Annotated in this window: 16 protein-coding genes; 7 read left to right on the forward strand and 9 right to left on the reverse strand. The window is 65.3% G+C overall.

Annotated features, from left to right (window positions below; translation table 11 throughout):
- Window positions 1-63 precede the first annotated feature (63 nt).
- The 9 genes from ftsH to ybgC form a co-directional block, all read right to left on the reverse strand.
- Window positions 64-1,989 carry an ATP-dependent zinc metalloprotease FtsH gene (ftsH, locus tag M2320_RS00725; protein WP_184426082.1) on the reverse strand — a complete coding sequence of 642 codons (1,926 nt, stop codon included), beginning with the start codon at window positions 1,987-1,989 and terminating at the stop codon, window positions 64-66.
- 107 nt (window positions 1,990-2,096) lie between these two features.
- On the reverse strand, window positions 2,097-3,086 hold the full coding sequence (gene tilS / locus M2320_RS00730; RefSeq protein ID WP_264595653.1) for a tRNA lysidine(34) synthetase TilS: 990 nt from the start codon (window positions 3,084-3,086) through the stop codon (window positions 2,097-2,099).
- Window positions 3,083-3,880: a tol-pal system protein YbgF gene (gene ybgF, locus M2320_RS00735; protein WP_342395046.1), complete on the reverse strand. Its 798-nt coding sequence runs from the start codon at window positions 3,878-3,880 to the stop codon at window positions 3,083-3,085. Before ybgF ends, tilS begins: the two co-directional genes overlap by 4 nt.
- Before the next feature lie 321 nt (window positions 3,881-4,201).
- Window positions 4,202-4,726, reverse strand: a complete 525-nt coding sequence (pal, locus tag M2320_RS00740; RefSeq protein ID WP_264595655.1) for a peptidoglycan-associated lipoprotein Pal — start codon at window positions 4,724-4,726, stop codon at window positions 4,202-4,204.
- 180 nt (window positions 4,727-4,906) lie between these two features.
- The gene (tolB, locus tag M2320_RS00745) at window positions 4,907-6,202 is read right to left on the reverse strand and encodes a Tol-Pal system beta propeller repeat protein TolB (protein ID WP_264595656.1); all 1,296 of its coding nucleotides are present in this window, start codon (window positions 6,200-6,202) and stop codon (window positions 4,907-4,909) included.
- Between the two features lie 40 nt (window positions 6,203-6,242).
- The gene (locus M2320_RS00750) at window positions 6,243-7,373 is read right to left on the reverse strand and encodes a cell envelope biogenesis protein TolA (protein WP_264595657.1); all 1,131 of its coding nucleotides are present in this window, start codon (window positions 7,371-7,373) and stop codon (window positions 6,243-6,245) included.
- A 20-nt stretch (window positions 7,374-7,393) separates the two neighbouring features.
- Window positions 7,394-7,834, reverse strand: a complete 441-nt coding sequence (gene tolR, locus M2320_RS00755) for a protein TolR (RefSeq protein WP_184426094.1) — start codon at window positions 7,832-7,834, stop codon at window positions 7,394-7,396.
- Window positions 7,835-7,849: 15 nt separating this feature from the next.
- Window positions 7,850-8,554: a protein TolQ gene (tolQ, locus tag M2320_RS00760; protein ID WP_184426096.1), complete on the reverse strand. Its 705-nt coding sequence runs from the start codon at window positions 8,552-8,554 to the stop codon at window positions 7,850-7,852.
- A 162-nt stretch (window positions 8,555-8,716) separates the two neighbouring features.
- Window positions 8,717-9,130 (reverse strand): tol-pal system-associated acyl-CoA thioesterase, encoded by a 414-nt coding sequence (gene ybgC, locus M2320_RS00765; protein ID WP_264595658.1) that lies wholly within the window; start codon window positions 9,128-9,130, stop codon window positions 8,717-8,719.
- A 162-nt stretch (window positions 9,131-9,292) separates the two neighbouring features.
- On the opposite strand from ybgC, the gene ahcY reads away from it, so the two are divergent.
- From ahcY to M2320_RS00800, 7 genes are all read left to right on the forward strand, one after another.
- The gene (ahcY, locus tag M2320_RS00770) at window positions 9,293-10,699 is read left to right on the forward strand and encodes an adenosylhomocysteinase (RefSeq protein WP_184426100.1); all 1,407 of its coding nucleotides are present in this window, start codon (window positions 9,293-9,295) and stop codon (window positions 10,697-10,699) included.
- Between the two features lie 143 nt (window positions 10,700-10,842).
- On the forward strand, window positions 10,843-13,332 hold the full coding sequence (locus M2320_RS00775; protein WP_264595659.1) for a sensor histidine kinase: 2,490 nt from the start codon (window positions 10,843-10,845) through the stop codon (window positions 13,330-13,332).
- Window positions 13,329-14,852 carry a tRNA (adenosine(37)-N6)-threonylcarbamoyltransferase complex ATPase subunit type 1 TsaE gene (gene tsaE / locus M2320_RS00780; RefSeq protein WP_264595660.1) on the forward strand — a complete coding sequence of 508 codons (1,524 nt, stop codon included), beginning with the start codon at window positions 13,329-13,331 and terminating at the stop codon, window positions 14,850-14,852. Before M2320_RS00775 ends, tsaE begins: the two co-directional genes overlap by 4 nt.
- 1 nt (window position 14,853) lies before the next feature.
- Window positions 14,854-15,606 carry a nucleotidyltransferase family protein gene (locus M2320_RS00785; RefSeq protein WP_264595661.1) on the forward strand — a complete coding sequence of 251 codons (753 nt, stop codon included), beginning with the start codon at window positions 14,854-14,856 and terminating at the stop codon, window positions 15,604-15,606.
- A gap of 29 nt (window positions 15,607-15,635) precedes the next feature.
- Window positions 15,636-18,662: a double-strand break repair protein AddB gene (gene addB, locus M2320_RS00790; RefSeq protein ID WP_264595662.1), complete on the forward strand. Its 3,027-nt coding sequence runs from the start codon at window positions 15,636-15,638 to the stop codon at window positions 18,660-18,662.
- Window positions 18,659-21,490 (forward strand): double-strand break repair helicase AddA, encoded by a 2,832-nt coding sequence (gene addA / locus M2320_RS00795; protein ID WP_264595663.1) that lies wholly within the window; start codon window positions 18,659-18,661, stop codon window positions 21,488-21,490. The genes addB and addA overlap by 4 nt, the downstream gene beginning before the upstream one ends.
- A 45-nt stretch (window positions 21,491-21,535) precedes the next feature.
- Window positions 21,536-23,182, forward strand: a complete 1,647-nt coding sequence (locus tag M2320_RS00800; protein ID WP_264595664.1) for an outer membrane beta-barrel protein — start codon at window positions 21,536-21,538, stop codon at window positions 23,180-23,182.
- Window positions 23,183-23,226 lie beyond the last annotated feature (44 nt).

Below are 23,226 nucleotides of genomic sequence, written 5' to 3' on the forward strand. Positions count from 1 at the left end.
TTCATCAATGTTCAAACCGGCCAAAACGTCGACGGGCGGAAAGCCGCCCGTCGAACCACCAGATCAGGATTGCGGCGCGGGCGCGAGGCCCGGGTCGGCGTCAGGCGCGCCCCAGCTGCTCTTGCCCGCCGCGGGAACGGCGGAGCGGCGCGGGGGCGGCGGGTCGTCGTTCGTTTCGCGCACCGGAGGAATGCCCTCCAGCAGGTTGCGGATTTCATCGCCGGAGAGCGTTTCGTATTCGAGCAACCCTCTCGCCAGGTTTTCGAGATCGTCGCGCTTTTCGGTGATGATCCGGCGCGCCTCGGCCTGTCCGGCCTCGACCAGACGACGCACTTCGCTGTCGATCTTTTGCGAGGTCGACTCCGAAATATTCTGCTGGCGCCCCATGGAATAGCCCAAAAAGACTTCTTCCTGGTTCTCGCCATACATCACGGTGCCGAGCTCGTCCGAAAAGCCCCAGCGCGTGACCATGGCGCGCGCCAGTTTGGTGGCCTGCTCGATATCGCTTTGCGCGCCGGAGGTGACCTTGTCCTTGCCGAAGATGATTTCTTCGGAGACGCGGCCGCCCATGAGCACGGCGAGGCGCGAGGTCATCTGCTCGAAGCTCATCGACAGCTTGTCGCGCTCGGGCAGCTGCATGACCATGCCCAAAGCGCGACCGCGCGGGATGATCGTCGCCTTGTGCACCGGATCGGTGGCCGGCACATTCAGCGCGACGATGGCGTGGCCGCCCTCGTGATAGGCGGTGAGCAGCTTTTCCTGTTCGGTCATGACCATGGTGCGGCGCTCGGCGCCCATCATGATCTTGTCCTTGGAGTCTTCGAACTCCTCGCGGGTGACGACGCGCTTGCCGCGCCGCGCCGCCAGAAGCGCCGCCTCGTTGACGAGGTTCATCAGGTCCGCGCCGGAGAAGCCGGGCGTGCCGCGCGCCACCACCTTGAGATCGACATCCGGCGACAGCGGCACTTTGCGCGCATGGACGCGCAGGATTTTCTCGCGGCCGATGACATCGGGGTTGGGCACCACGATCTGGCGGTCGAAACGGCCCGGACGCAGCAAAGCGGGATCGAGAACGTCCGGACGGTTGGTCGCGGCGATAAGGATGATGCCCTCATTGGCCTCAAAGCCGTCCATCTCAACCAGAAGCTGGTTCAGCGTCTGCTCGCGCTCGTCATTGCCGCCGCCGAGGCCCGCGCCGCGATGACGGCCGACCGCGTCGATTTCGTCGATGAAGATGATGCAGGGCGCGTTCTTTTTGGCCTGTTCGAACATGTCGCGGACGCGGCTGGCGCCGACGCCGACGAACATTTCGACGAAGTCCGAACCCGAGATGGTGAAGAACGGCACATTGGCTTCACCTGCAATGGCGCGCGCCAAAAGGGTCTTGCCGGTGCCGGGCGGGCCGACCAGCAGCACGCCGCGCGGGATGCGGCCGCCGAGACGCTGGAATTTCTGCGGATCGCGCAGGAATTCCACGATCTCTTCAAGATCTTCCTTGGCCTCGTCGACGCCGGCGACGTCTTCAAAGGTGACGCGCCCGTGGGCCTCAGTCAAAAGCTTGGCTTTTGACTTGCCAAAGCCCATAGCCTTGCCGCCCGCCCCCTGCATCTGCCGGGAGAGGAAAATCCACATGCCGATAAAGGCGATCAACGGCAGACCGTTGACCAGCAGGGTCACCAGCCAGTTGTTGCCGTCGGAGGGCGGGCGCGCCGTAATCTGAACCCCCTTCTTGTTCAGGGTCTGAACAAGGTTCGGGTCGTTGGGCGCGTAAATCGAGAAGGACTTGCCATCCGTGTAATGCCCGGTGATTTCCGAGCCGGAAATGGTGACGTCCTTGATCCGACCCTGGTCCGCGTCGGTCAGAAGCTGGCTGTAGTTGATTTCCTGGGCGGGGACGCGCTCGCTGGGCTTCTGGAACAGCACCACCAGGGCCACAACCAGCAGAACGATGATCACCCAAAGGGCGAAATTGCGGAAATTTGGATTCATCTCTTCCTTGCGTAGCCTTTCCGACCGATGAAGCGCGCCGGTCGTATCGAAACTTGAATGTAGTTGCGCAGGTTCCACTTGCCAAGTGAAGGAAGCGGGCAAGAATTTCAACGGCCCCGCTTGCGCGGAGGCTCCAATGCGAATTTCAGACGCCTGTCACGGGTCAAACTGACGGCGCAACCCCCTAAGGTCGCGGAAAGCTCGGTTTCCGTGCGGAGCGCGGTTTTCAGGCGGGCGGCCAGACGTTCGACGCGCTCCAGCCGAGACGCCGGAGCGCCAGACATCCTGGTTAACGCCAATTGCAGAAAATATTCGATGATCGCCACCGGCGCATCCCGCGCCTGGGAAAAATCATAGACATCGCTTTCGGTCGGAATTTGGGCGTCTTCCAAAAAACGCGCCGCCGCCCATTCCAGGGCGCGGTCGGATTTTTCCGCCCGCTCGGACAATTTTGCGGCGCGCTCGCACGTCAAGCCGAGACGATGCAGGGGCGCGGCGAGTGCGCGCCATTGCGAACGCGCAAAGCGCGGGTCGGCATTGGAGGGATCGTCAAAAAATTTCTGGCCGCGCGCGCAGCAATGCTCCACCAAAACCGCTTTCGGCAGGTTCAGCAGCGGACGGACCAGCCGCCCGCCCGGAAACGGCTGATCTCGGGACATGCCCGCGAGCCCGGCGACGCCGCTGCCCCGCGCCAGCCGGATCATCATTGTTTCCCATTGGTCGTCGGCGTGATGCGCCGTGACGAGCGCCGTCGCCCCGATGTCCCGCATATGAGCGGCGAGCAAAGCGTAGCGCGCGTCGCGGGCGCGCGCCTGAAGGCCGGTGACCGGCTTTTCGCCCTTCCAAACCAGGGTTTTGTGGATTACGCCCAGGGCCTGAGACCATTCCGCGACCGTGGCGGCCTCGCTCGCCGCCTCGGGTCTCAGCCCATGATCGACAGTCGCGGCATGAAAAACCGGCGCGTTCGGATCGGCGTCGCGCCATTCCGCCGCCAGATGCAGCAGCGCCATGGAATCGGGTCCGCCGGAAACGGCGAGCAAAACGACCGCATGCGACGCCAGCGCCTCGCGCAGCCGGCGCGCCGACTCGTCGCTCAACAAGCGGTCTTTTTCGCCTCACGCGCGGCCGCCTGCTTTTCCGAAGCAGACGCATTGGGATATTTGCGCGGCAGTTCGGCGAAAAAGGCGCAGGCCTGCTCCTTGGCGCCCAGCGCGTTCAGGGACACGCCCAACTTGACCATCGCGCCGGGCGCGACGCTGCTCTTCGAATAATCCGTGGCGATCTTCAAGAATTGCTCGGCCGCTTCGCGGTGGCGATTCTGGAAATAATAGCTCTCGCCATAATGATAGATCGCGGGCGCATTGTAGCGGGTGCCCGGATGCTTTTGCAGGAAGGAGGCAAACGCCTGCTGCGCCGCGTCATAGCGCTGCGCCTTCAGCAAGTCGGCGGCGGCCTCGAAATCCGTCTTCACCGGATCAGCTGACGGCGTCGCAGCGGGCGGCGCCACAGCCACCGGCGTCGCATTCCCTTCGTTGCGCGCGCTCCGCGGGCTGATGTCGAGCGGCGCCAGCGGATCGGCGTCCGCGCGCAGCGGCTTGCTGGCGGAATTCGGCGATCCCAGCTCCCTGGGCGCGCCCGGCGCCGCGGCCTGGGCGGCGGGATCGAAGGCGTCGCGCCGCCGCCCCTCGCCCGGCGAAGGAACGGCCGGCGGCTGAACCTGAGCTTGCGGCGAGGCAGGCTGGTCGGGCAGTTCGGAGCGCCGCTGCGGCTGACGCGCCCCGCCCTGCTCCTGAAAACGCTGGTCAACGTCCAACTGGAACTTGCGCAGCATGTCTTCCATGCGCTTGACCTGGTACTGCAATTGCTCGACCTGGCCATTCAGGGTCCGCACCTGCGATTCCAGGCGGTCGACGCGCAACGATGCGCTGGGGTCCTCGCCAGGACCGCGGTCATCCACATCGGCCGGCGGCCGATCAAATCTCTGCGCGCGAACCTCGGCGGCGCCTCCCGCGATAAAAATCGCGCACGCCACTCCAATAGCGCGAAAATACGCGTTTTGAGTCAGGTTCATCATACCCTCGGAAGCGCTGTGAGTCGGCGCATTCTACACCAGGAGCGCCGCGATAGGCGGCAAAAGTGGCGAATGCGCGCCAACACCAAACGAAAATTCGACGCCGGAGCGTCGAATTTCGGCATGCCCGGAAAAACCGCGTCAGGACCCCGGCTTGAGCACGGTCACGGCGCGGCGGTTCTGCGACCAGCAGGAGATGTCGTCGCAAACGGCCACCGGACGCTCCTTGCCATAGGAGATCGTCTTGATGCGCGAGGCGGAGACGCCGCGCGAAACGAGATAGTTCTTGGTCGATTCAGCGCGGCGGGCGCCCAGCGCGAAATTATATTCGCGGGTGCCGCGCTCGTCCGCATGGCCCTCGATGGTGAAGGCATAGCTGCCGTACTGGTTCAGCCAGCGCGCCTGCTTGTCGAGCGTCGCCTGCCCGGCGCCGTTGATCTCCGAGGAATCGCTGTCGAAGAAGATGCGGTCGCCGACATTGACGACGAAATCCTGGGTCGAGCCGGGAGTCGCCGAGCCGGCGCCGCCGACGCCGCCAAGCCGCGAGCCGCTGGTCCCGGAGCCGTTGAGTCCGTCGAGATCGGTCGGATTCTTCGAGCAGGCGCCCAGGGCCACGGCCACGGCGATGACCCCGGCGAGTTTTAGTCGATGCATGGAAATATTCATCCGGCGCTCCTTTGGCTGGCGGATCAAGCTTTCCGCCAGTGGTAGCCTGCGAAACATTAAGCGAAGGTTTTCGTAACCTTGATAAGGGGTTACGAAATCCGGCGCTTTTGTGGCGTTTGGGCTCATGGTTAACAGGACGTTTCTGGCCAGAATGGGGCGAAAGCTTCGCCTTTTGTGTCGTCAGCCCAAAAGCGGGCTCCACGAGGGATCGGAGGCAAAGCCCGGCGTCGGCACCGGGAATTCGCCGCGGCCAAAAATATCGACCATGAACAGTTTCGGGCCGCCGCCGCCATTGCGGAAGAACATGACGAACAGGCCATTGGGCGCCCAGCTCGGGCCTTCGTTATGAAAACCTTCGGTGAGGATGCGCTCTCCGGACCCGTCGGGCTTCATCACGCCGATGGCGAAGCCGCCGCTGCCCTGGCGGGTGAAGGCGATGTAATCGCCCTTGGGCGACCAGACCGGCGTGGAATAACGGCCCTGGCCAAAGGAGATGCGGTTGGCCCCGCCCCCGCCCGCGCCCATGACGTAGATCTGCTGGGTGCCGCCGCGGTCGGATTCGAAGGTGATCTTCGATCCATCCGGCGAATAGGACGGCGATGTGTCGATGGCGCCGGAATCGGTCAGGCGCGTGGTGGCGCGGGTGCGCAGGTCCATGGAATAGAGGTTGGCGGCGCCGGCCTGCGACAGCGACATCACCACGCGCTGGCCGTCGGGCGAGAAACGCGGCGAAAAGGTCATGCCCGGAAAATTGCCGACGACCTCGCGCTGGCCCGTATCAATGTTGAGCAGGAAGACGCGCGGGTCCTCGGCGCCGAACGCCATATAGGTGAGTTCCTGCGAATTGGGCGAGAAACGCGGCGTCACCACCAGATCGTCGCCGCGGGTGAGATGGCGCAGGTTGGCGCCGTCGAGGTCCATGATCGTCAGGCGCTTGCGGCGGTTTTCGCGCGGGCCGCTCTCGTCGACGAAGGCGACGCGGGTGTCGAAAAAGCCCTTCTCGCCGGTGATCTTCGAAAAAATCGCATCGGAGACAATATGGGCGACGCGGCGGGCGTTGTTGGGGTCGGTGACATATTGCTGTCCCGCGGCCTGGGCGCCCGAGCCGACGTCCCAGAGCCGGAATTCGGTTTTCATCCGCCCCTCGCCGCGCCCCGACCGCCCTGTGACCACGAATTGCGCGTTCACGGCCCGCGCGGCGGCAAGGTTCGGCGCGGCGTCCGGATTGCCGCCGAGATCGCCGGCCTCGACCGGATTGAGAAAGACCGAGCGCTTGAAATTGTTGACGATGATCGTGCTCATCGCGGCGCCGCTGTCGCCGCCGAACGGGGCCACCGCGACATTGACCGGCTTGAAGTCGCCGCCGCCGCGCACGTCGATGTAGCGTTCGGCGAAACCGGCGCCGCGCAGCAAGGGAAGAGCCGCCAATCCGCCGAGCAAGGCGGCGGCGTGGCGGCGGGTCGGAGCAAAGGTCATTTCTGTCGTCCTGCGTCTAATGGGATCAGGTTGTCCGCAATCAGTCCTGCGGGTTGAAGGCGACGGTGGAATCCTTCCACTGCTCGAAATAGGGCGCGAATTGCGGGGGAATCTTCATGGGATTGCAGGACCTCACCGCGCGCAGGGCGCTTTCGGCCAAGGCGCGCGCGGTGGGGTCTGACGGCGGATTGATCAGGACCGGCGCCGCCGCCAGCGATCCATCTGCGCGGAAGGCGACACGCACCTTGGGCACGTAGCGCGGCGCCTCCGAAAAGGCGACATAGTTCCAGCACTGCTTGTAGCGCTCGCGCAAATAGCCATCGAGCGCGTCGGCCATGGACGGCGACATTTTCGCGGCATTGGCGTTGGGCGCGCCGGCCGCCGGGGCGTGGCTGACCTCGCGCCCGGCCGAGCCGCGCGATTGCGCCGCCTCACGGCTGAGCAGTTTTGAAACGTCCGCCAGATTGGGCGAAGGGCGCGCGTTGCTTTCCTCGCCGGATTTCGGCTTCGGCGGCTTGTCGCTCGGTTTATCCGTCGGTTTCGCATCCTTCGACGAAGACGCAGATGACGACGACGACAAAAGCTTGGCGACCTCGTCGAGCTTCGGCGGCTTGGGCGTCGGCTTTTCCGGTTTGGGCGGCTTGGGCGGTTGCGGCGGCTGCGGCTCCGGCTTGGTCTCGACCTTCTTTTCCGGCGGCTTGGGCCGCGGCGGCGGCTTCACCGGCTCGGCGTCGTCCTTCTCGTCCTCCTCCTCTTTCTCCTCGACCTTCTCAGGCTTCGGCGGAGGCTTGGGCGTCGGTTTCACCTCCGGCTTCGGCTCGACCGGGCGGACCGGCGGCGGCGGAGGCGGCTCTTCGGCGGGTTCGGGCTGGCGCTTGAGCGGCGGAGGCGGAGGCGCAACCTCCTTCTGCGCTTTGGGGGTGGGCGGCGTCGGCTTCTGGTCGTCCGCCTGCGCGACGCGGTCCACGCGCGGCTTGGGCGCGATCTCCTTGACCTTCTCGCCCTTCATGATCTGGCTGAATTGCGCGTCGGTGATGGTTTCGACCGGAACGGCTTCGTGAGCGTCCTCGAACTTGTGTTCGCTGGTGAAATGGATGAGCAGAAACGCCAGCACGCCCAGATGGACGGCCGCAGACACCAACAGGCCCGGTTCGGAGCGCGAAATCTTCACCGCCGCATCACCCGCAAAACCTATTTCTTCTCCTGCTGCGTCACGAGCGCGACCTTCTTGAAGCCCGCCGCGGTCAGATCGGACATGACCTCCGCCACCTTGCCGTAAGGCACGGCCTTGGCCGCGCGCACATAGACGCGCTCGTCCACGCCATCCTTGGCCTGGGCCTTCACGGCCTCGACCAGCTGGGAGATTTCGATCTTCTGGTCCATCAGAAAGATTTCGCCATTGTCGTTGATGGCGACGGCGACCGGCTTCTTTTCGATGTTCAGTTCGCCCGCCCGTGTGGAGGGCAGGTCGATGGGCACGCCCGACGACAGCAGCGGCGCCGCCACCATGAAGATGATGAGCAGCACCAGCATAACGTCGATGAACGGCGTCATGTTGATGTCGGCCATGGCGCGATAGCGCGGCACGCCGCGCCGCTTGCGCGCGCCCCCGGATGAGACGGACATGCCCATAGTCGAAAAAACTCCTCAGGCGTTGCGCGACGCGTGCTGGTCGATCTGGCGCGACAGGATGGCGGAGAATTCGTCGGCGAAGGCCTCCATTTTGGCCTGGGTCTTGGCGACGTCGCCGGACAGCTTGTTATAGGCGATCAGCGCGGGAATGGCGGCGAACAGGCCGATGGCCGTGGCGAACAAGGCCTCGGCGATGCCCGGCGCCACCACCGCCAGTGAGGTGTTCTTGGACGCCGCGATCGAGCGGAACGAGGTCATGATGCCCCAGACCGTGCCGAACAGGCCGACAAAGGGGCCGGCGGAGGCGACCGTCGCCAGCACCAGCAGGTTCGCCTCGAGCTTTTCGACCTCGCGCGCGATGGAGACATCCAGAACCTTTTCGATGCGCGTCTGCAGCCCGACGAAGGAGGCGGCGGCGGTCTGGAACGAGCGCTTCCACTCGCGCATGGCGGCGACGAACAGCGAAGCGGTGGCCATGGTCGGATGGGCGGTCAGCGATTGATACAGGTCTTCCAGCGAATTGCCGGACCAGAACACCGCCTCGAATTCCTCCATGGCGGCGCGGGCGCGCCGGATCAGGATGGTCTTGTTGATGATGATCGCCCAGCACCAGACCGAGGCGGACAGAAGACCGATCATCACCAATTTCACAACGATCGAGGCGTTGAGGAACATGGCGAAAACCGATGTTTCGCTCCCGGCTGCGACGACTTCATTCATCAGGGCGATCCTCATCCTTCCCGCGGCGCTTGTGCTGCGCTGCACATGCAGGGGAAATCCGTCATTTCTGCGGCTGTGCGCGCGAAAAGGCGCGCTCGACGCCCCAGTAAAGCGGCCGGGACGGTTAATGTTTGGTTAAATTGTCGATTTTAGCCGCCTGGTTCACGCTTGCGGCGACAGCCTCTCCCGGACCTCGCGGGGGATGCGGCAGGCGCGCCCGCCTGAGACAGCGGCGATCAGGACCTTGGCCGTGAACAGGGTTTCTTCCCCCTTCTTCACGCGCTGGTCGAGCTCCAGCGTCGCGGCGGTGAGCCTGAGCACCCGCGTCTCGACCGACAGCAAATCGTCCATCCGCGCCGGGCGCAGGAATTCGATGGCCATGCGCGCCACGACGAAAAAAACCTGCTCCCCCGCATGGATTTCGCGCTGGTGGAGATCGGCGTCGCGCAGCATTTCGGTCCGCGCGCGCTCGATGAAGCGCAGATAGTTGGCGTGATAGACGATGCCGGAAAAATCGGTGTCCTCATAATAGACACGAATGGAAAAGAGATGTGGCGGGGTCTCGTGCGCGCTCATTCCGGTCGTCCCTTGAAAGTGCCAGCGAGCACCTGGACCATGCGCGCCGCGGAATCAATCCGCGCCAAGCTCTCGTTCACCACATAAACAGTTCTTTATATCTTTATTGCCAATCCCCCTCCCCGCTGCTATAGGCGTGCAACAGCCCGGAGGATTGTTTTCATGACCCACCCGACCCACGATTACGTTGTTCGCGACATCGCCCTTGCCGATTGGGGCCGCAAGGAGATCGCGATCGCCGAGACCGAAATGCCAGGCCTGATGGCCACGCGCGCGGAATATGGCCCGAGCCAGCCGCTCAAGGGCGCCCGCATCGCCGGCTCGCTGCACATGACGATCCAGACCGCCGTGCTGATCGAGACGCTGCAGGCTTTGGGCGCGGACGTGCGCTGGGCCTCCTGCAACATCTATTCGACCCAGGACCACGCCGCCGCCGCCATTGCGGCGAAGGGCACGCCGGTCTTCGCCATCAAGGGCGAGAGCCTCGAGGAATATTGGGAATACACCCACAAGATCTTTGAATGGGCCGACGGCGGCCAGCCCAACATGATCCTCGACGACGGCGGCGACGCCACGCTGCTGATCCACCTCGGCCTGCGCGCCGAGCAGGGCGACGTCGCCTTCCTCGACACCGCGTCCAATGAGGAAGAAGAAGTTCTCTACGCCGCCATCAAGAAGCGCCTCAAGGGCAATCCGGGCTTCTATGGCCGCAACGCCGCCGCGATCAAGGGCGTGACCGAAGAGACCACCACGGGCGTGCATCGTCTCTACATCATGCACAAGGAAGGCCGCCTGCTGTGGCCGGCGATAAACGTCAACGATTCCGTCACCAAGTCGAAGTTCGACAATCTCTACGGCTGCCGTGAATCGCTCGTCGACGGCATCCGTCGCGGCACCGACGTGATGATGGCCGGCAAGGTCGCCATGGTCGCCGGCTTCGGCGACGTGGGCAAGGGTTCGGCCGCTTCGCTGCGCAACGCCGGCTGCCGCGTGCTCGTGTCGGAAATCGACCCGATCTGCGCGCTCCAGGCCGCCATGGAAGGCTATGAAGTCACCACCATGGAAGACGCCGCGCCGCGCGCCGACATTTTCGTCACCTCGACCGGCAATGTGGACGTGATCACCGTCGACCACATGCGCGCCATGAAGGACCGCGCCATCGTCTGCAACATCGGCCATTTCGATTCCGAAATCCAGGTCGCCGGCCTGCGCAATTACACCTGGCACAATGTGAAGCCGCAGGTGGACGAGATCGAGTTCCCCGACGGCAAGCGCATCATCCTGCTGTCCGAAGGCCGTCTCGTGAACCTTGGCAATGCGACGGGCCATCCGTCCTTTGTCATGTCGGCGAGCTTCACCAACCAGACGCTGGCGCAGATCGAGCTCTACACCAAGCAGGGCCAGTACAACCGGCAGGTCTACACCCTGCCCAAGCGCCTCGACGAAAAGGTCGCCAAGCTGCATCTCGAAAAGATCGGCGTGAAGCTCACCGAAATGACCCAGGCCCAGTCCGACTACCTGTCGGTGCCGGTCGAAGGTCCGTTCAAGCCCGAGCATTACCGCTACTGATCGTCGCAGACGGCGATACGAAACGAAACTTGGCCTCCGCGTTGCAGCGCGGAGGCTTTTTCATGGCGCCCGAACGCAGTAAATTGGATTGATTCGTCAGGGGCGGGACCCTGCGATTTGCTCGTTGGAAAGACTCAGGGTCCATGTCGAAGCGGAAAAGACGTCCGGCTCCGCTGAAAGGCGCACTCGCGCAGGCGCTTGGAATCGCCGCCCTCCTCCCCTGCTCGACCGCGCGGGCGGAGTCCCTGCTGAATTTCGCGCAAGCGGAGGAGGCGCATGGCGTGATCCGCATCACCGCCGGCGTCGGCCTGGTGATTTTCTCCGCCATCACCATCCTCTTCCATCTCACGGGCCGGCAAGCCTGGCGCAAACGCGAGCTGGAGCTGGAGGCCGAGGTCGAAGCCCTGCGCCAGCAGGCCGACCGCGCCCGCTCCTTCAGCGCCTCGGACACGCAATTCGTCATCGTCTGGGGCGGACCGTCCAACGATCCCGAGATCGAGGGCGACATCGGGCTGGCGCTCGAAGCGCCGCTGCCGCGCCGCATTCTGGGCTTCAACACCTGGCTCTCCCCCGACCAGGCGAGCGTCATGGAAGCTCATGTCGCGCGCCTGCGCGAACGCGGCCAGGGTTTCAGGCTCGATCTCGTCAGCAACAACGGGCGCCATCTCGAAGCCGAGGGCCGGGCGATCGGCAGCCGCGCGGTCTTGCGCGTCCGCGACGTGTCCGGCGACCGCCTGGAGCTGATGCGCCTGCGCGCCGTCCATGCGGAGCAATCCGGCCAGCTCGAAGCCGTGCACGCGCTGCTCGACGCCTCCCCGCAGCCGGTCTGGACCCGAAGCGCCGACGGCGCGATCGCCTGGGTCAACGAGGCCTATGTCCGCGCCGTCGAAGCCAGGGACCGGCAGGATGTCCTTGCGCGAAACGTCGAGCTCCTCGACAGCCAGTCGCGCGAACACTCGGCGCGCGCCCGCGCCTCCGGCGAGGTTTTTCGCGCCCGCAGGAACATCGTGGTCGCCGGCGAGCGCAAGCTCATGGAGGTCTTCGACGCGGACGCCGGCGGCATCGCCCACGACCTCTCGGAACTGGAAGCGCTGCGCGCCGATCACGCGCGGCAAATGGACTCCCACATCCGCACGCTCGACCAGATCGCCACCGCCGTCGCCATTTTCGACCGCAGCAAGACCCTGGTGTTCGCCAATGCCGCCTACCGGCAATTGTGGAGTCTCGACCAGAGTTTCCTCGACCAGAAGCCCAGCGATTCCGAAATCCTCGAGCGTCTGCGCGCGGCGCGGCGGCTGCCGGAACAACCGGATTTCCGCAGCTGGCGCAACAGCCTGCACGCGCTCTATCACAGCCTCGACCCGGCGCCGCAGACCTGGCATCTGCCGGACGGACGCACGATCCGCGTCGGCTTCGACCCCAATCCCCAGGGCGGCCTGACCTATCTGTTCGACGACGTGACCGAGCGGTTCACGCTGGAATCCCAGTACAACGCCCTCGCCCGGGTGCAGACCGAAACCCTGGACGCGCTCCAGGAAGGCGTGGCCGTGTTCGGAGCGGACGGCCGGCTGAAACTTTATAATCCGGCGTTCGGGCGCATGTGGCGCCTGCCGCTCAGCCAGTTGAGCGAAAAGCCGCATATCGACGTGATCGCGGAAGGCTGTCGCGCGCTCGGACCGGATGACGCGGCCTGGAGCGATCTGCGCTCCATCGTCACCGGGCTTCACGCCGCGCGGATGGGCTTTGGCCGGCGGATGCCGCGCGCCGACGGCTCCATCGTCGATTGCGCCGCCGCGCCCCTGCCCGACGGCGGCACGCTGCTCACCTTCATCGACGTCACCGACGGCGTGAATGTCGAGCGCGCCCTCACCGAACGCAACCAGGCGCTGGTCGCCGCCGAACGGCTGCGCGACGATTTCGTCCACCACGTGTCCTACGAGTTGCGCTCGCCGCTGACCAATATCATCGGCTTCATCCAGCTGCTCGGCGATTCCTCGGTCGGTCCGCTGAACGAGAAGCAGCGCGAATACACGGACTATGTGCTCAAATCCTCGGCGGCGCTGCTGGCGATCATCAACGACATTCTCGACCTCGCGACCATCGACCGCGATTCCATGGAATTGCGCATCGAGGACGTCGACATCGCCAAGACCATTCGCGAAGCCGCCGAGGGCGTGCAGGATCGCCTGCTCGAATCGCAGGTCGAGCTGTCCCTGGTGATCCCGAGCGACATCGGGACGTTCCGCGCCGACGGAAAGCGCGTGCGCCAGATCCTGTTCAACCTGCTGTCCAACGCCATCGGCTTTTCCGAGCCCGGCCAGACCGTGACGCTGGCGGCGTTCCGCCGCGCCGAGGATCTGGTGTTCAAGGTCTCGGACAGCGGGCGCGGCATCCCGCCCGAAATCCTCGACAAGGTCTTCAATCGCTTCGAAAGCCACACGCTGAATTCGCGCCATCGCGGCGTCGGCCTCGGACTGTCCATCGTGCGCGCCTTTGTGGAATTGCATGGCGGCCGGGTCCTGATCGTTTCGGCTCCAGGAGAAGGGACGGTCGTGACCTGTATTTTCCCTACGAAGGGCGTCCGTGAACCCGGATGCCCTGAAACGAACGTCAAGGCAGAGGCGCAGGCATGATGGATCGGGTTTGGCGTATTGAATTGGCGGATGAAGCCGCGACCCGCGCGCTCGCCGACGACATCGCCGAATTTTTGCGGGCCGGCGATCTCGTCACCCTCTCCGGCGATCTCGGCGCGGGCAAGACGACTTTCGCCCGGGCGCTGCTGCGCCGGCTTGCGGACGATCCCGAACTGGAGACTCCCAGTCCCACTTTCACCTTGATGCAGGTCTACGACACCCCGCGTTTCCCCGTCGTCCACGCCGACCTCTACCGCGTGCGCGACCCCGGGGAACTGGTGGAGCTCGGCTGGAACGAAGCCTCGGAGGGCGCGCTGGTCATTGTCGAATGGGCGGAGCGCGCGGGAGGCGAATTGGCGGCGGACCGTCTCGACATTGCGCTCGCCACCGACGCCAGCCGCGGCCCCGCCTTCCGGCGCGCCGACATCCGCGGCCACGGGGCGATGGCGGCGCGTCTCGCCCAGACGCGCGGCGCCAAGGCGGTTCTGGAGCGCTCGGGCTGGCGACACGCGGAACGCACGCGCCTGCAGGGCGACGCGTCGAGCCGCGCCTATGACCTGCTGCGCCGTCCCAATGGCGAAACCGCGATCCTGATGATTTCGCCGCCGCGCCCCGACGGCCCCGTCATCAAGAACGGTAAATCCTACAGCGCGCTGGTGCATCTGGCGGAAAACATCGGCCCCTTCGTCGCGATCGATGAGGGATTGCGGACCCTTGGCCTCTCGGCGCCGGCGATCCACGCCGTCGATCTCGAGCATGGTTTCGCCGTGCTCGAAAATTTCGGCAGCGACGCGGTCGTCAACGACGCCGGCCCCATTGCGGACCGCTATCTCGAAGCCGTCAACGTCCTAGCCTTTCTCCACAACCGCGATCTGCCGGACACCCTGCCGCTCGGCGAGGGGCAATACGCCATTCCCACCTATGACCTCGACGCGCTGCTGACCGAAACCGAACTGCTCCTCGACTGGTACGCGCCGCACATCGCCGGGGTGTCCTTCGCTTCCGGCGCGCGGGCCAAACTGGAAAACGCCTGGCGCGCGGCGCTGGCGCCTGCGCTGGCGGAGAAGAAAACCTGGTGCCTGCGCGACTACCATTCGCCCAACCTGCTCTGGCTGGAGAACCGGCCGGGCTTGCGTCGCGTCGGCCTGCTGGATTTCCAGGATTGCGTGCTCGGCCCCGCCGCCTACGACGTTGTCTCCTTGGCGCAGGACGCGCGCGTAAATGTTTCAGACGAACTTGAATTGAAACTGCTCGGCGGCTATGCGCTGGCGCGCAAGCGCGTGTTCCCGGACTTCGACATGGCGGCTTTCGCCGCCTCCTATGCGGTGATGGGCGCGCAAAGGGCGAGCAAGATCATCGGCATTTTCGCGCGCCTCGACCGCCGCGACAACAAACCGGCCTATCTGAAGCATTTGCCGCGCGTGATCGGCTATCTCAACAAGAATTTGAGGCACCCCGCGCTGCGCGAGCTCAAGGACTGGTTCGACCAGAATCTGCCCAAACTCGTATCGGAGGTTTGACATGACCTCCCGTCCCGAAAAGGCCTTTGTGTTCGCCGCCGGTCTCGGCACGCGCATGCGCCCGCTGACCCTGACCCTGCCCAAACCGCTGATTCAGGTCGGCGGCAAGACCATGCTTGATCACATGCTCGACCGTCTGGCCGAAGCCGGGGTGAACGAGACCATCGTCAACGTGCATTGGCTCGCGGACCAGATCGAGGCCGCGCTGAAAAAGCGCCGGTCGCCCGCGATAAAGATCTCGGACGAGCGGGCGCTGTTGCTCGACCAGGCCGGCGGAATCATAAAGGTTTTGCCTGATTTCGCGGGCAAGCCGTTCTTCATCTGCAATACGGACGCGCTGTGGATCGATTCGCCTGCCCCCGAGGTCACGCGGCTGCGCGACCACTGGGATGGCGACAAGATGGACGTGCTGCTGCTCCTCGCCAAAAGCTCCGAAAGCCTTGGCGTCGAAGGCCGCGGCGATTTCTTCATGGACGCGTCCGGCGCGCTGTCCCGTCCCGCGCCGGGCGAGGAGGCGCCCTACACCTATGCCGGCGTGGGCGTGATCAAATCCGCGCTGTTCGCGAACCGGGCGGTCGAGCCGTTGCGCTTGGCCCCGTTCTTCTTCGACGCCGCCGCCCGCGGAAAACTTCACGGTCTGGTCCTGCAGGGGCGCTGGCTGCATGTCGGAACGCCCGATATGATCGAACGCGCTGATGCGGCCTTCGCATCGCGATCGGAGGCCAAGACGTGCCCCCCCGCGTTTTCAACATAGCTCCGGGCTGCCCGTTCCTCGAAACATTTGTGGCAGCCTTTTATGAAGGCCGCGTGATCCCCGGGCTGAGCCGATCGTCCCCCAGCGATTTGGCGCGATGCCGAATTTTTGTGCCCACACAGCGCGCTGCGCAGGCTCTGGCCCTGGAGCTGAAGCGGCAGAACCGCGGCGGCCGCCTGCTGCCCGCGATCCTGCCGCTCGGCGCCCTGGAGGACGACGGCTCCGCGCTCCCCGACGATTTTTTCGACGCGCCGGCGCCCCGCGCGGCGGGCGAACTCGAACGCCGCATGATTCTCGGCGAACTGATCTTGGCGTGGTCGGCGCACCTCAAGCAAGCCATCGTCTCCATCGACCGCGACGGCTCCATCCGCCACGCCCCCGAGCCGCTGCTGGTGGGAACGCACCCGGTCGACGCCTGGCGCCTGTCCGGCGAACTTGCGCGCCTGATCGACGAAATGATCATCGAGGACGTCGCCTGGAAAAACCTCGACGCCCTCAACCTCGATTTCGACGAATACTGGCGCCTCACCCTGCACTTCCTCGACATCGCCGTCGAAGCCTGGCCGGCGATCCAGCGCGAGCGCGGCCTCGTCGATCCCGCGACCCGCCAAAAAGAGTCGATCAAGCGCGCGGTCGAAACAGTTTCGAATGCGGACCATCCGGTGATCGCTCTGGGCTCGACGGGCTCCAACATCAGCACGGCGCAATTGCTCGCGGCGATTGCCCGCGCCAAGCGCGGCGCCGTCGTGCTCCCCGGACTCGACACCCATCTGGACGCCCGCTCCTTCGCCGCCTTGCGCGACGCCGTAGTGTCGAAGCCGACCCACCCCCAAGCCTTTTTGGCGCGGCTGATCGCCGGCATCGGCATTGATCGGGACGACGTCGTCCCGCTCGGAACCGCTGCCGCAAAACTGGCGAAGCGCGAGGAATTCATCTCCGAAAGCTTTCGGCCCGCCGAGAGCACGGACCTTTGGCGGCATTGGCGCGCCCTGCAACACCCGGCTGACCTCCGCGCCGCGCTGGACGGCGTTTGCGTCATCGAAGCCGCCAACGAACGCGAGGAAGCGCTCGCCATCGCCGTTTGCCTGCGCGAGGCGCTTGAGGACGAGACGCGAATCACCGCCTTGGTGACGCCGGATCGCGCGCTGGCGAGACGCGTGCGCGCGGAAATGCTGCGCTGGGACGTCGAGATCGACGACACCGGCGGCGTCTCCCTCGGCCTGACGCAGGCCGGGACTTTGGCGAGCCTCCTCCTCAAACTGTTGGACGCAACGTCCTGGGCCGCCTTGCTCAGCCACCCGCTGGCGACATTCGGCCTGGAATCGCAAGCGCCGGACCTTGCGCGTCTGTTCGAGATCGGCGTGCTGCGGTCAGGCGCGCGCGTCACGGGGCGCTGGCGCCCGGAAGTGGACCGCGCCCGCGAGGCGGCGCAAAGGCGCGACGCGCATCCCCGACAAAAGGCGATTTCGGAGGAGCAATGGCTCCAACTGGAAGATTTTGCCGACCGCCTCGACGCCGCCCTGGCGCCGCTTCAATCCCTGACCGGCCGCTTCCCGCTGAGCCGCTGGCTCGAGGCGCATCGCCAGGCGATTGTCCTCACGACCGGCTCGGACATTCTTGCCCCCGGCGAGGATGGCGAGGCCCTCGCCGCCCTTTTCGACGACCTGTCCGGCGCGGCGAGCGCGCGTTACGTCTTCGATCTCGAGGCCTACACGACCTTCTTCGACGCCCTGGTCGGAGAGCGCGTGTTGCGCGGCGCCGAGAGCGGCCATCCGCGTCTCAAAATTCTGGGACTTTTGGAGGCGCGGCTGTTCGGCGCGACGCGCGTCGTTCTGGCGGGGCTCGACGAAACCGTCTGGCCGCCGGAGGCGCCGAGCAGCTCCCTGTTGAGCCGCCCGATGCGCGAAAAGCTCGGCCTCTCCTCCATCGACCGCAGGATCGGACAGACGGCCCACGATTTCTGCCAAGCGCTCGGGACGCAAGAGGTGATCATCACCCGCGCCCGGAAACGCGGCGGCGTCCCCACCATTCCCTCGCGCTTCCTGCAACGCATGGAGGCGCTGGCCGGCGCCGAGATTTTTGACGACCTGCGCGTGCGCGGCGCGCGTTGGCTCGATTTCGCCCGCCGCCTCGACCAATCCGCGCCCGTCGCCCCGTTGAAACGGCCGGACCCGAAGCCGCCGATGGAGCTGAGACCCAAAACCCTCTCGGTCACCAAGATCGAGACGCTGCGCCGCGACCCCTTTTCCATCTACGCCCAGCACATCCTGCAGTTGGAGCCGCTGCCGCCGCTGGATGAGGAAACCGGCGCGCGCGAGATCGGCGTCGCCGTCCACGCCGTTCTGGAAGAATTTTGCCGCGCCCACCCGCACGGCCCCCTGCCGGAAGACGCGCGCGAAAAACTCCTGGACCTCCTGAAACGCCAGCTCGGCGCCCTCGCCAATGATCCGGAGTTCCAGACGTTTCGCTGGCCGCGCCTGCAAAACGGAATTGACCTCTATCTCGCCTACGAGGCCGAGCGCCGTCCGGCGCTGAAAAAACTGTTCATCGAGGAAGGCGGCGCGCTCTCGATCCCATTGCGCGACGGCTCGGAATTCCTGCTGACCTGCCGGGCGGACCGCATCGAATTTTCGGTCGACGGAAACATGGCCGTTTGCGATTTCAAGACCGGCGCAGTCCCGAGTTTTGCGCAGATCAGCGCCGGCTTTTCGCCGCAACTGACCCTGGAAGCCGCGATGATCGCGCGCGGCGGTTTTAGGCGCATCAAACCCGGCCCGGTGACCTCAGGTTTTTACATTCCGCTCGGCGGCGCGCCAAAAAGCGCGGTCAGCGAAATCAAACCGGGCCCGCGCGCCCGCGAGAAACTGACCTTTGAGGAGCTCGCGGAAGAGCATTTCAGCGAACTGCAAAAACTGCTCAACGATTTTCGCGATCCCAGGCGCGGCTATCCCGCCCGCCCCTTCCCGCAATTCGCCTCGCGCTACAACGATTACGATCATCTGGCGCGCACGCGGGAATGGTCCATCGTCGGCGCCAATGAAGCGGACGACGCATGAAGCCGCCGATTCCGGAAAAGACGCGGTACGATCAAACGCGCGCCTCGGACCCGCAAAAATCGGCCTGGGTCGCCGCCAATGCCGGCTCGGGCAAAACCCATGTCCTGGCCCAGCGCGTCATCCGCCTGCTGCTCCAGGGCGCCCGCCCCGACCGCATCCTGTGCCTGACTTTTACCAAGGCGGCGGCGACCAATATGTCGGAGCGCGTGTTCCGCACGCTGGCGAATTGGGCGACCTTTTCGGATGCCGAACTCGGCGACGCCATCGCGGCGACCGGAGAAAAGCGCCCCGAGCCGGCGGGTCTTGCGGCCGCACGCAAGCTTTTCGCCCGCGCGCTTGAGACGCCCGGCGGCCTCAAAACCCTGACAATCCATGCGTTTTGTGAGCGGCTGCTGCACATCGCCCCGTTCGAGGCCAACGTTCCCGCGAATTTTTCGGTGCTGGAAGACCAGCAAAAGAGCGAACTGCTCGACCGCGCCCGCGCCGATGTCTTGGCTGCGGCCGCCGAAGATGCTGCGCTTCGCTCTGCGCTCGAAATCGTCGCCCGCGACGGCGGCGTCGATTTTGAGAAGACCATCGGCAGCGCCCTGGAAAAGCGCGCCGCCTTCCGCGAACTGAATCAAGAAGACGCCCAACAACGCCTCCGCACGGCGCTGGGCGCCGGCGCGCATGACACGGTCGAAACGGTCCTGCGCGCCATAGGCGCAGGAGACCTGCCCCCGGAGGACTGGCCGAAAGTGGCCGATTTTTTGGCCACCGGCTCAGCCACGGATCAAAAAAACGCCTCCGCCTTTCGCGCGGCGCACCAGCATTGGCGCGCAGAAAAGCTTGAGGCGGCCAGCCAGTCGCTGGCGTCGATCTATTTGAAAAGCGATGGCGGACCAGCAAAACTGCTGACCAAGGCGCTCGCGACCGCTCGGCCCGACATGCTGGCGGCGCTGGAGGCCGAGCAAAGCCGCCTGATGCTGCTGTGGGACAGATTGGCCGCCGCGCGCGTGTGCGAGCGAACCCTCGCCCTGGCTGTGGTCGTCAACGCCGTCGCGGATCGCTACGAGCGCGACAAGTCGATGCGCCAATGCATCGACTTCGACGACATGATCGAACGCACCTCGACGCTGTTGACCCGATCCTCGGCGGCCTGGCTCCTCAAAAAACTCGACGGCGGCATCGACCACATTCTGCTCGACGAGGCCCAGGACACATCGGCGTCGCAATGGGAGATCGTCGAGCGCATTTCGGCGGATTTTTTCGCCGGCGAAGGCCAAGCCAAGCACGTCCGCACCCTGTTCGTCGTCGGCGACGAAAAGCAATCCATCTTTTCTTTCCAGGGCGCGCAGCCCGAGCTGTTTTCGACGAAGCGGCGCATGTTCGCGCAAAAAATTCGCGAGGCGGACCAGCAATTCGAATCCGTCGAACTGCACCTGTCCTTCCGCTCGGCGCCCGGCGTTCTGGCCGCGGTCGATGAGATTTTTTCTTCGCCCGAGCGCAGCCGGGGCCTTTACGGCGGGCAGGAGCACGTCAAAACCGTGCACGAGGCCTGGAAACGCGAGCAGCCGTCGATCGTCGAACTCTGGGACGTGATCGCGGCCTTAGAGAGCGAACCCAGCCGCGACTGGCGCCTGCCGCTGGACTATCGCGACGAGACCGATCCGGCAGTCGCCTCCGCCCGGCGCATCGCCGGCGTCATCGCCGGCTGGCTGCGCGACGGCGAACCGATCGGAACGGGTCAAAACCGTCGCGCCATAAGGCCCGACGACATCATGATCCTGGTGCGCCGCCGCGACGCATTTTTCGAGGCGATGATCCGCGCCTTGAAGGAAAAGGGCGTGCCGACCGCCGGTTCCGATCGGCTGGCGCTCGCCGAGCATATCGCCGTCATGGACCTGCTGGCGATCGCGCGCTTCGCCTTGTTGCCCGAGGATGACCTTACGCTCGCGACGGTTTTGAAAAGCCCGGTGTTCGGCCTCGGCGACGAGGACCTGATCGCTCTGGCGCCGAACCGCGAAGGCGCGCTCATCCGGGCGCTGCAAACGTCCGAGCGCCCCGAACATCAGGCCGCCTGCGCAAAACTCGACCTGCTCGGCCGCATGGCGCGCGAGCTCCCCCCCTTCGATTTCTTCGCCAGACTTTTGGGGCCGATGAGAGCGCGCGAAAAAATCCTGGCCCGTCTCGGTCCGGAAGCCGGCGACGTCCTCGACGAATTCTTGAACCTCGCCCTCCAGCATGAGGGCAAGACGACGCCGAACCTGCGCACTTTCGTCGCCGAGGTGGAATCGTCGGAGGGAACGATCAAGCGCGATCTCGACACCGGCGCCGGCCAGGTCCGCGTCATGACCATCCACGCGGCCAAGGGGCTTGAAAGCCGGATCGTCTTCCTGCCCGACGTCTGCGCGACGCCGACCACCCGCCTGGATTTCCCGATCTTCCTGTTCGAGACGCCAGCCGGCCCGCTGCCGGCATGGTCGCCGCGAAAGGAGCTGGACTGCGCGCGGGTCGGGGCCCTGCGGGCGGACAAGAAGGAAGCGGGATTGCAGGAATACCGGCGACTGCTCTATGTCGCCATGACACGGGCCGAGGAACGCGTCTATATCGGCGGCCATCGCGGCAAGAACGCGCTTCAGCCGGAAAGCTGGCGCCTCATGCTGGAGCAGGCCCTGAGCGCAAACGCCCAGACCGCTCCCGCGCCGTGGAGCCAGGACGAAACCGTTCTGCGCTACGCGGACCAGCCGTCCGATGGGCCATGCGAAAAGCCCGAGGCCGCTGGTCCCGCGGAAAAAACGGAAATGCCGGATTGGCTCACCCGCCCGGCGCCCGCGCCACAAGCTTGAGCGCTATGCCTTTGTTAACCATAAATGCCTAACGCTAGAGCTGGCGTGATCGCGCGCCGCTCTAGCGAGGTTCAGGTGTCGAGTTTTCCGCGTCGAGGCGTTCGCCGGGCCGCGCTGTCGCTGACGGCGCTGCTTGCGTTCGCGCCGATCTGGACCGCCGGCGCGCAGCAGATCGATCGCCTGTCGAAGCCCGGGCCGCCCGCGCCGGCGCCGATGGACGATTCGCTCAGGCTCGGCGACGACGGATCGGCGTCCCTGGACGCAGCGGGCGCGCCGCCCGAAGGCGGCGCCGGCGAGCTTCCCGGAACCGACGCGATGGATTTGCGCAGCGGCGCCGACGACGAGGACAGGCCGGCGCCCCGGAGACCCGGCCAAAGACCGCCAAAGAGAATGCCGGCTCTGCCGCCGCTCGTCCCCTATGCGACCTCCGCCGAGGCGCGGCGGGCGGCGAGGCTGAACCACGTCCCGGTTCCCGGCGACGCCGATTACATCGCCCCCTCGCCGACCACGGCGGCGCCGCCGCCGATTCCGAGCAAGCCCCGCCCCAGGGTCGAGGAGCGGCCCTATGCGCCGATCGGGATCGATGTCGGCCTGCTGCGGGTCAGGCCGTATTACGAAAGCGATATCGGCTTCAACAACAACCCGGGCGGCTCGCAAAGCGGGAACGTCACCCCTTCGGCCTTCACCCGCCAGGAGATCGGCGCCGCAGCGGAATCCGATTGGGGCGCCCACAGCTTCACCGGCAAGATGCGCCTCGGCTATTACGACTATTTCAACGCGCATCCCTCCGATGCGCCGGACGGCGTGGGCGATTTCCTGCTGCGCCTCGACGCCGCCCGCGACCTGAAGATCAATGTGGACGGCGCCTACAGCCTGGGCACGCAAGGCGCGAGCTCGCCGAACATCATCAATGCCGGCCAGCTCTCGAACCGCCCGATCGTCGCCATTTTCAGCGGAGGTTTGGGCTTCACCAAAACCTTCAACCGGCTCGACCTCACCCTGCGCGGCTCCGCCGAGCGGGACTACTGGCAGGACGCCCATTTCACCGACGGCTACACGCAGAACCTGTCCGCCTATTCCTACAACGCCTATGGCGTGAGCGGGCGCGCCTCCTACGAGCTGAACCCGGGCGTCAAACCCTTCATCGAGGCGAATGTCGACACGCGCCTCCACGACGGCGCCTATTGGCGGGATTCCAACGGCGTCCAGGTTCGGGCCGGCACGTCGTTCGAGATCACCCGCTTGCTCACCGGCGTGATCAGCGTCGGCTATGGCCAGCGCAATTATTACCGCGATCCCCTGCTCATCCCGCTGCGCGGCCCGCTGCTCGATTCGTCCCTGCTCTGGACGGTGACGCCCCTGACCCGGGTGAGCCTGCGCGGGACGACCACGATGGACGAGACCACCATGCCCCTCTCGCCCGGCGCCCTCACCCACGCCGTCAATCTTGAAGTGGCGCATGCGCTGATGCGCAATGTGACGCTGACCGCCTTGGGCAGCGTCACGAACTCGCGCTACGAGGGCGTCAATCTGATCCAGACCACCTATCAGGGCGGTCTCCAGGTGGAATACAGCCTGACGCGCTCCGTCGTGGTCAAGGGCTCGTTCACGCATCAGCGGCTGGACTCGAACCAGCCCGGAAGCGATTATACGGCCAACATCATCATGGTCGGCCTGCGGCTACAGCGCTGAAGTCGGAAAGGTTTAGACAAGGTTAACGCGATTAGACTGCGCGA

This window comes from Rhodoblastus acidophilus, assembly GCF_025961575.1.
In the GTDB taxonomy this organism is placed as follows: domain Bacteria; phylum Pseudomonadota; class Alphaproteobacteria; order Rhizobiales; family Beijerinckiaceae; genus Rhodoblastus; species Rhodoblastus acidophilus_C.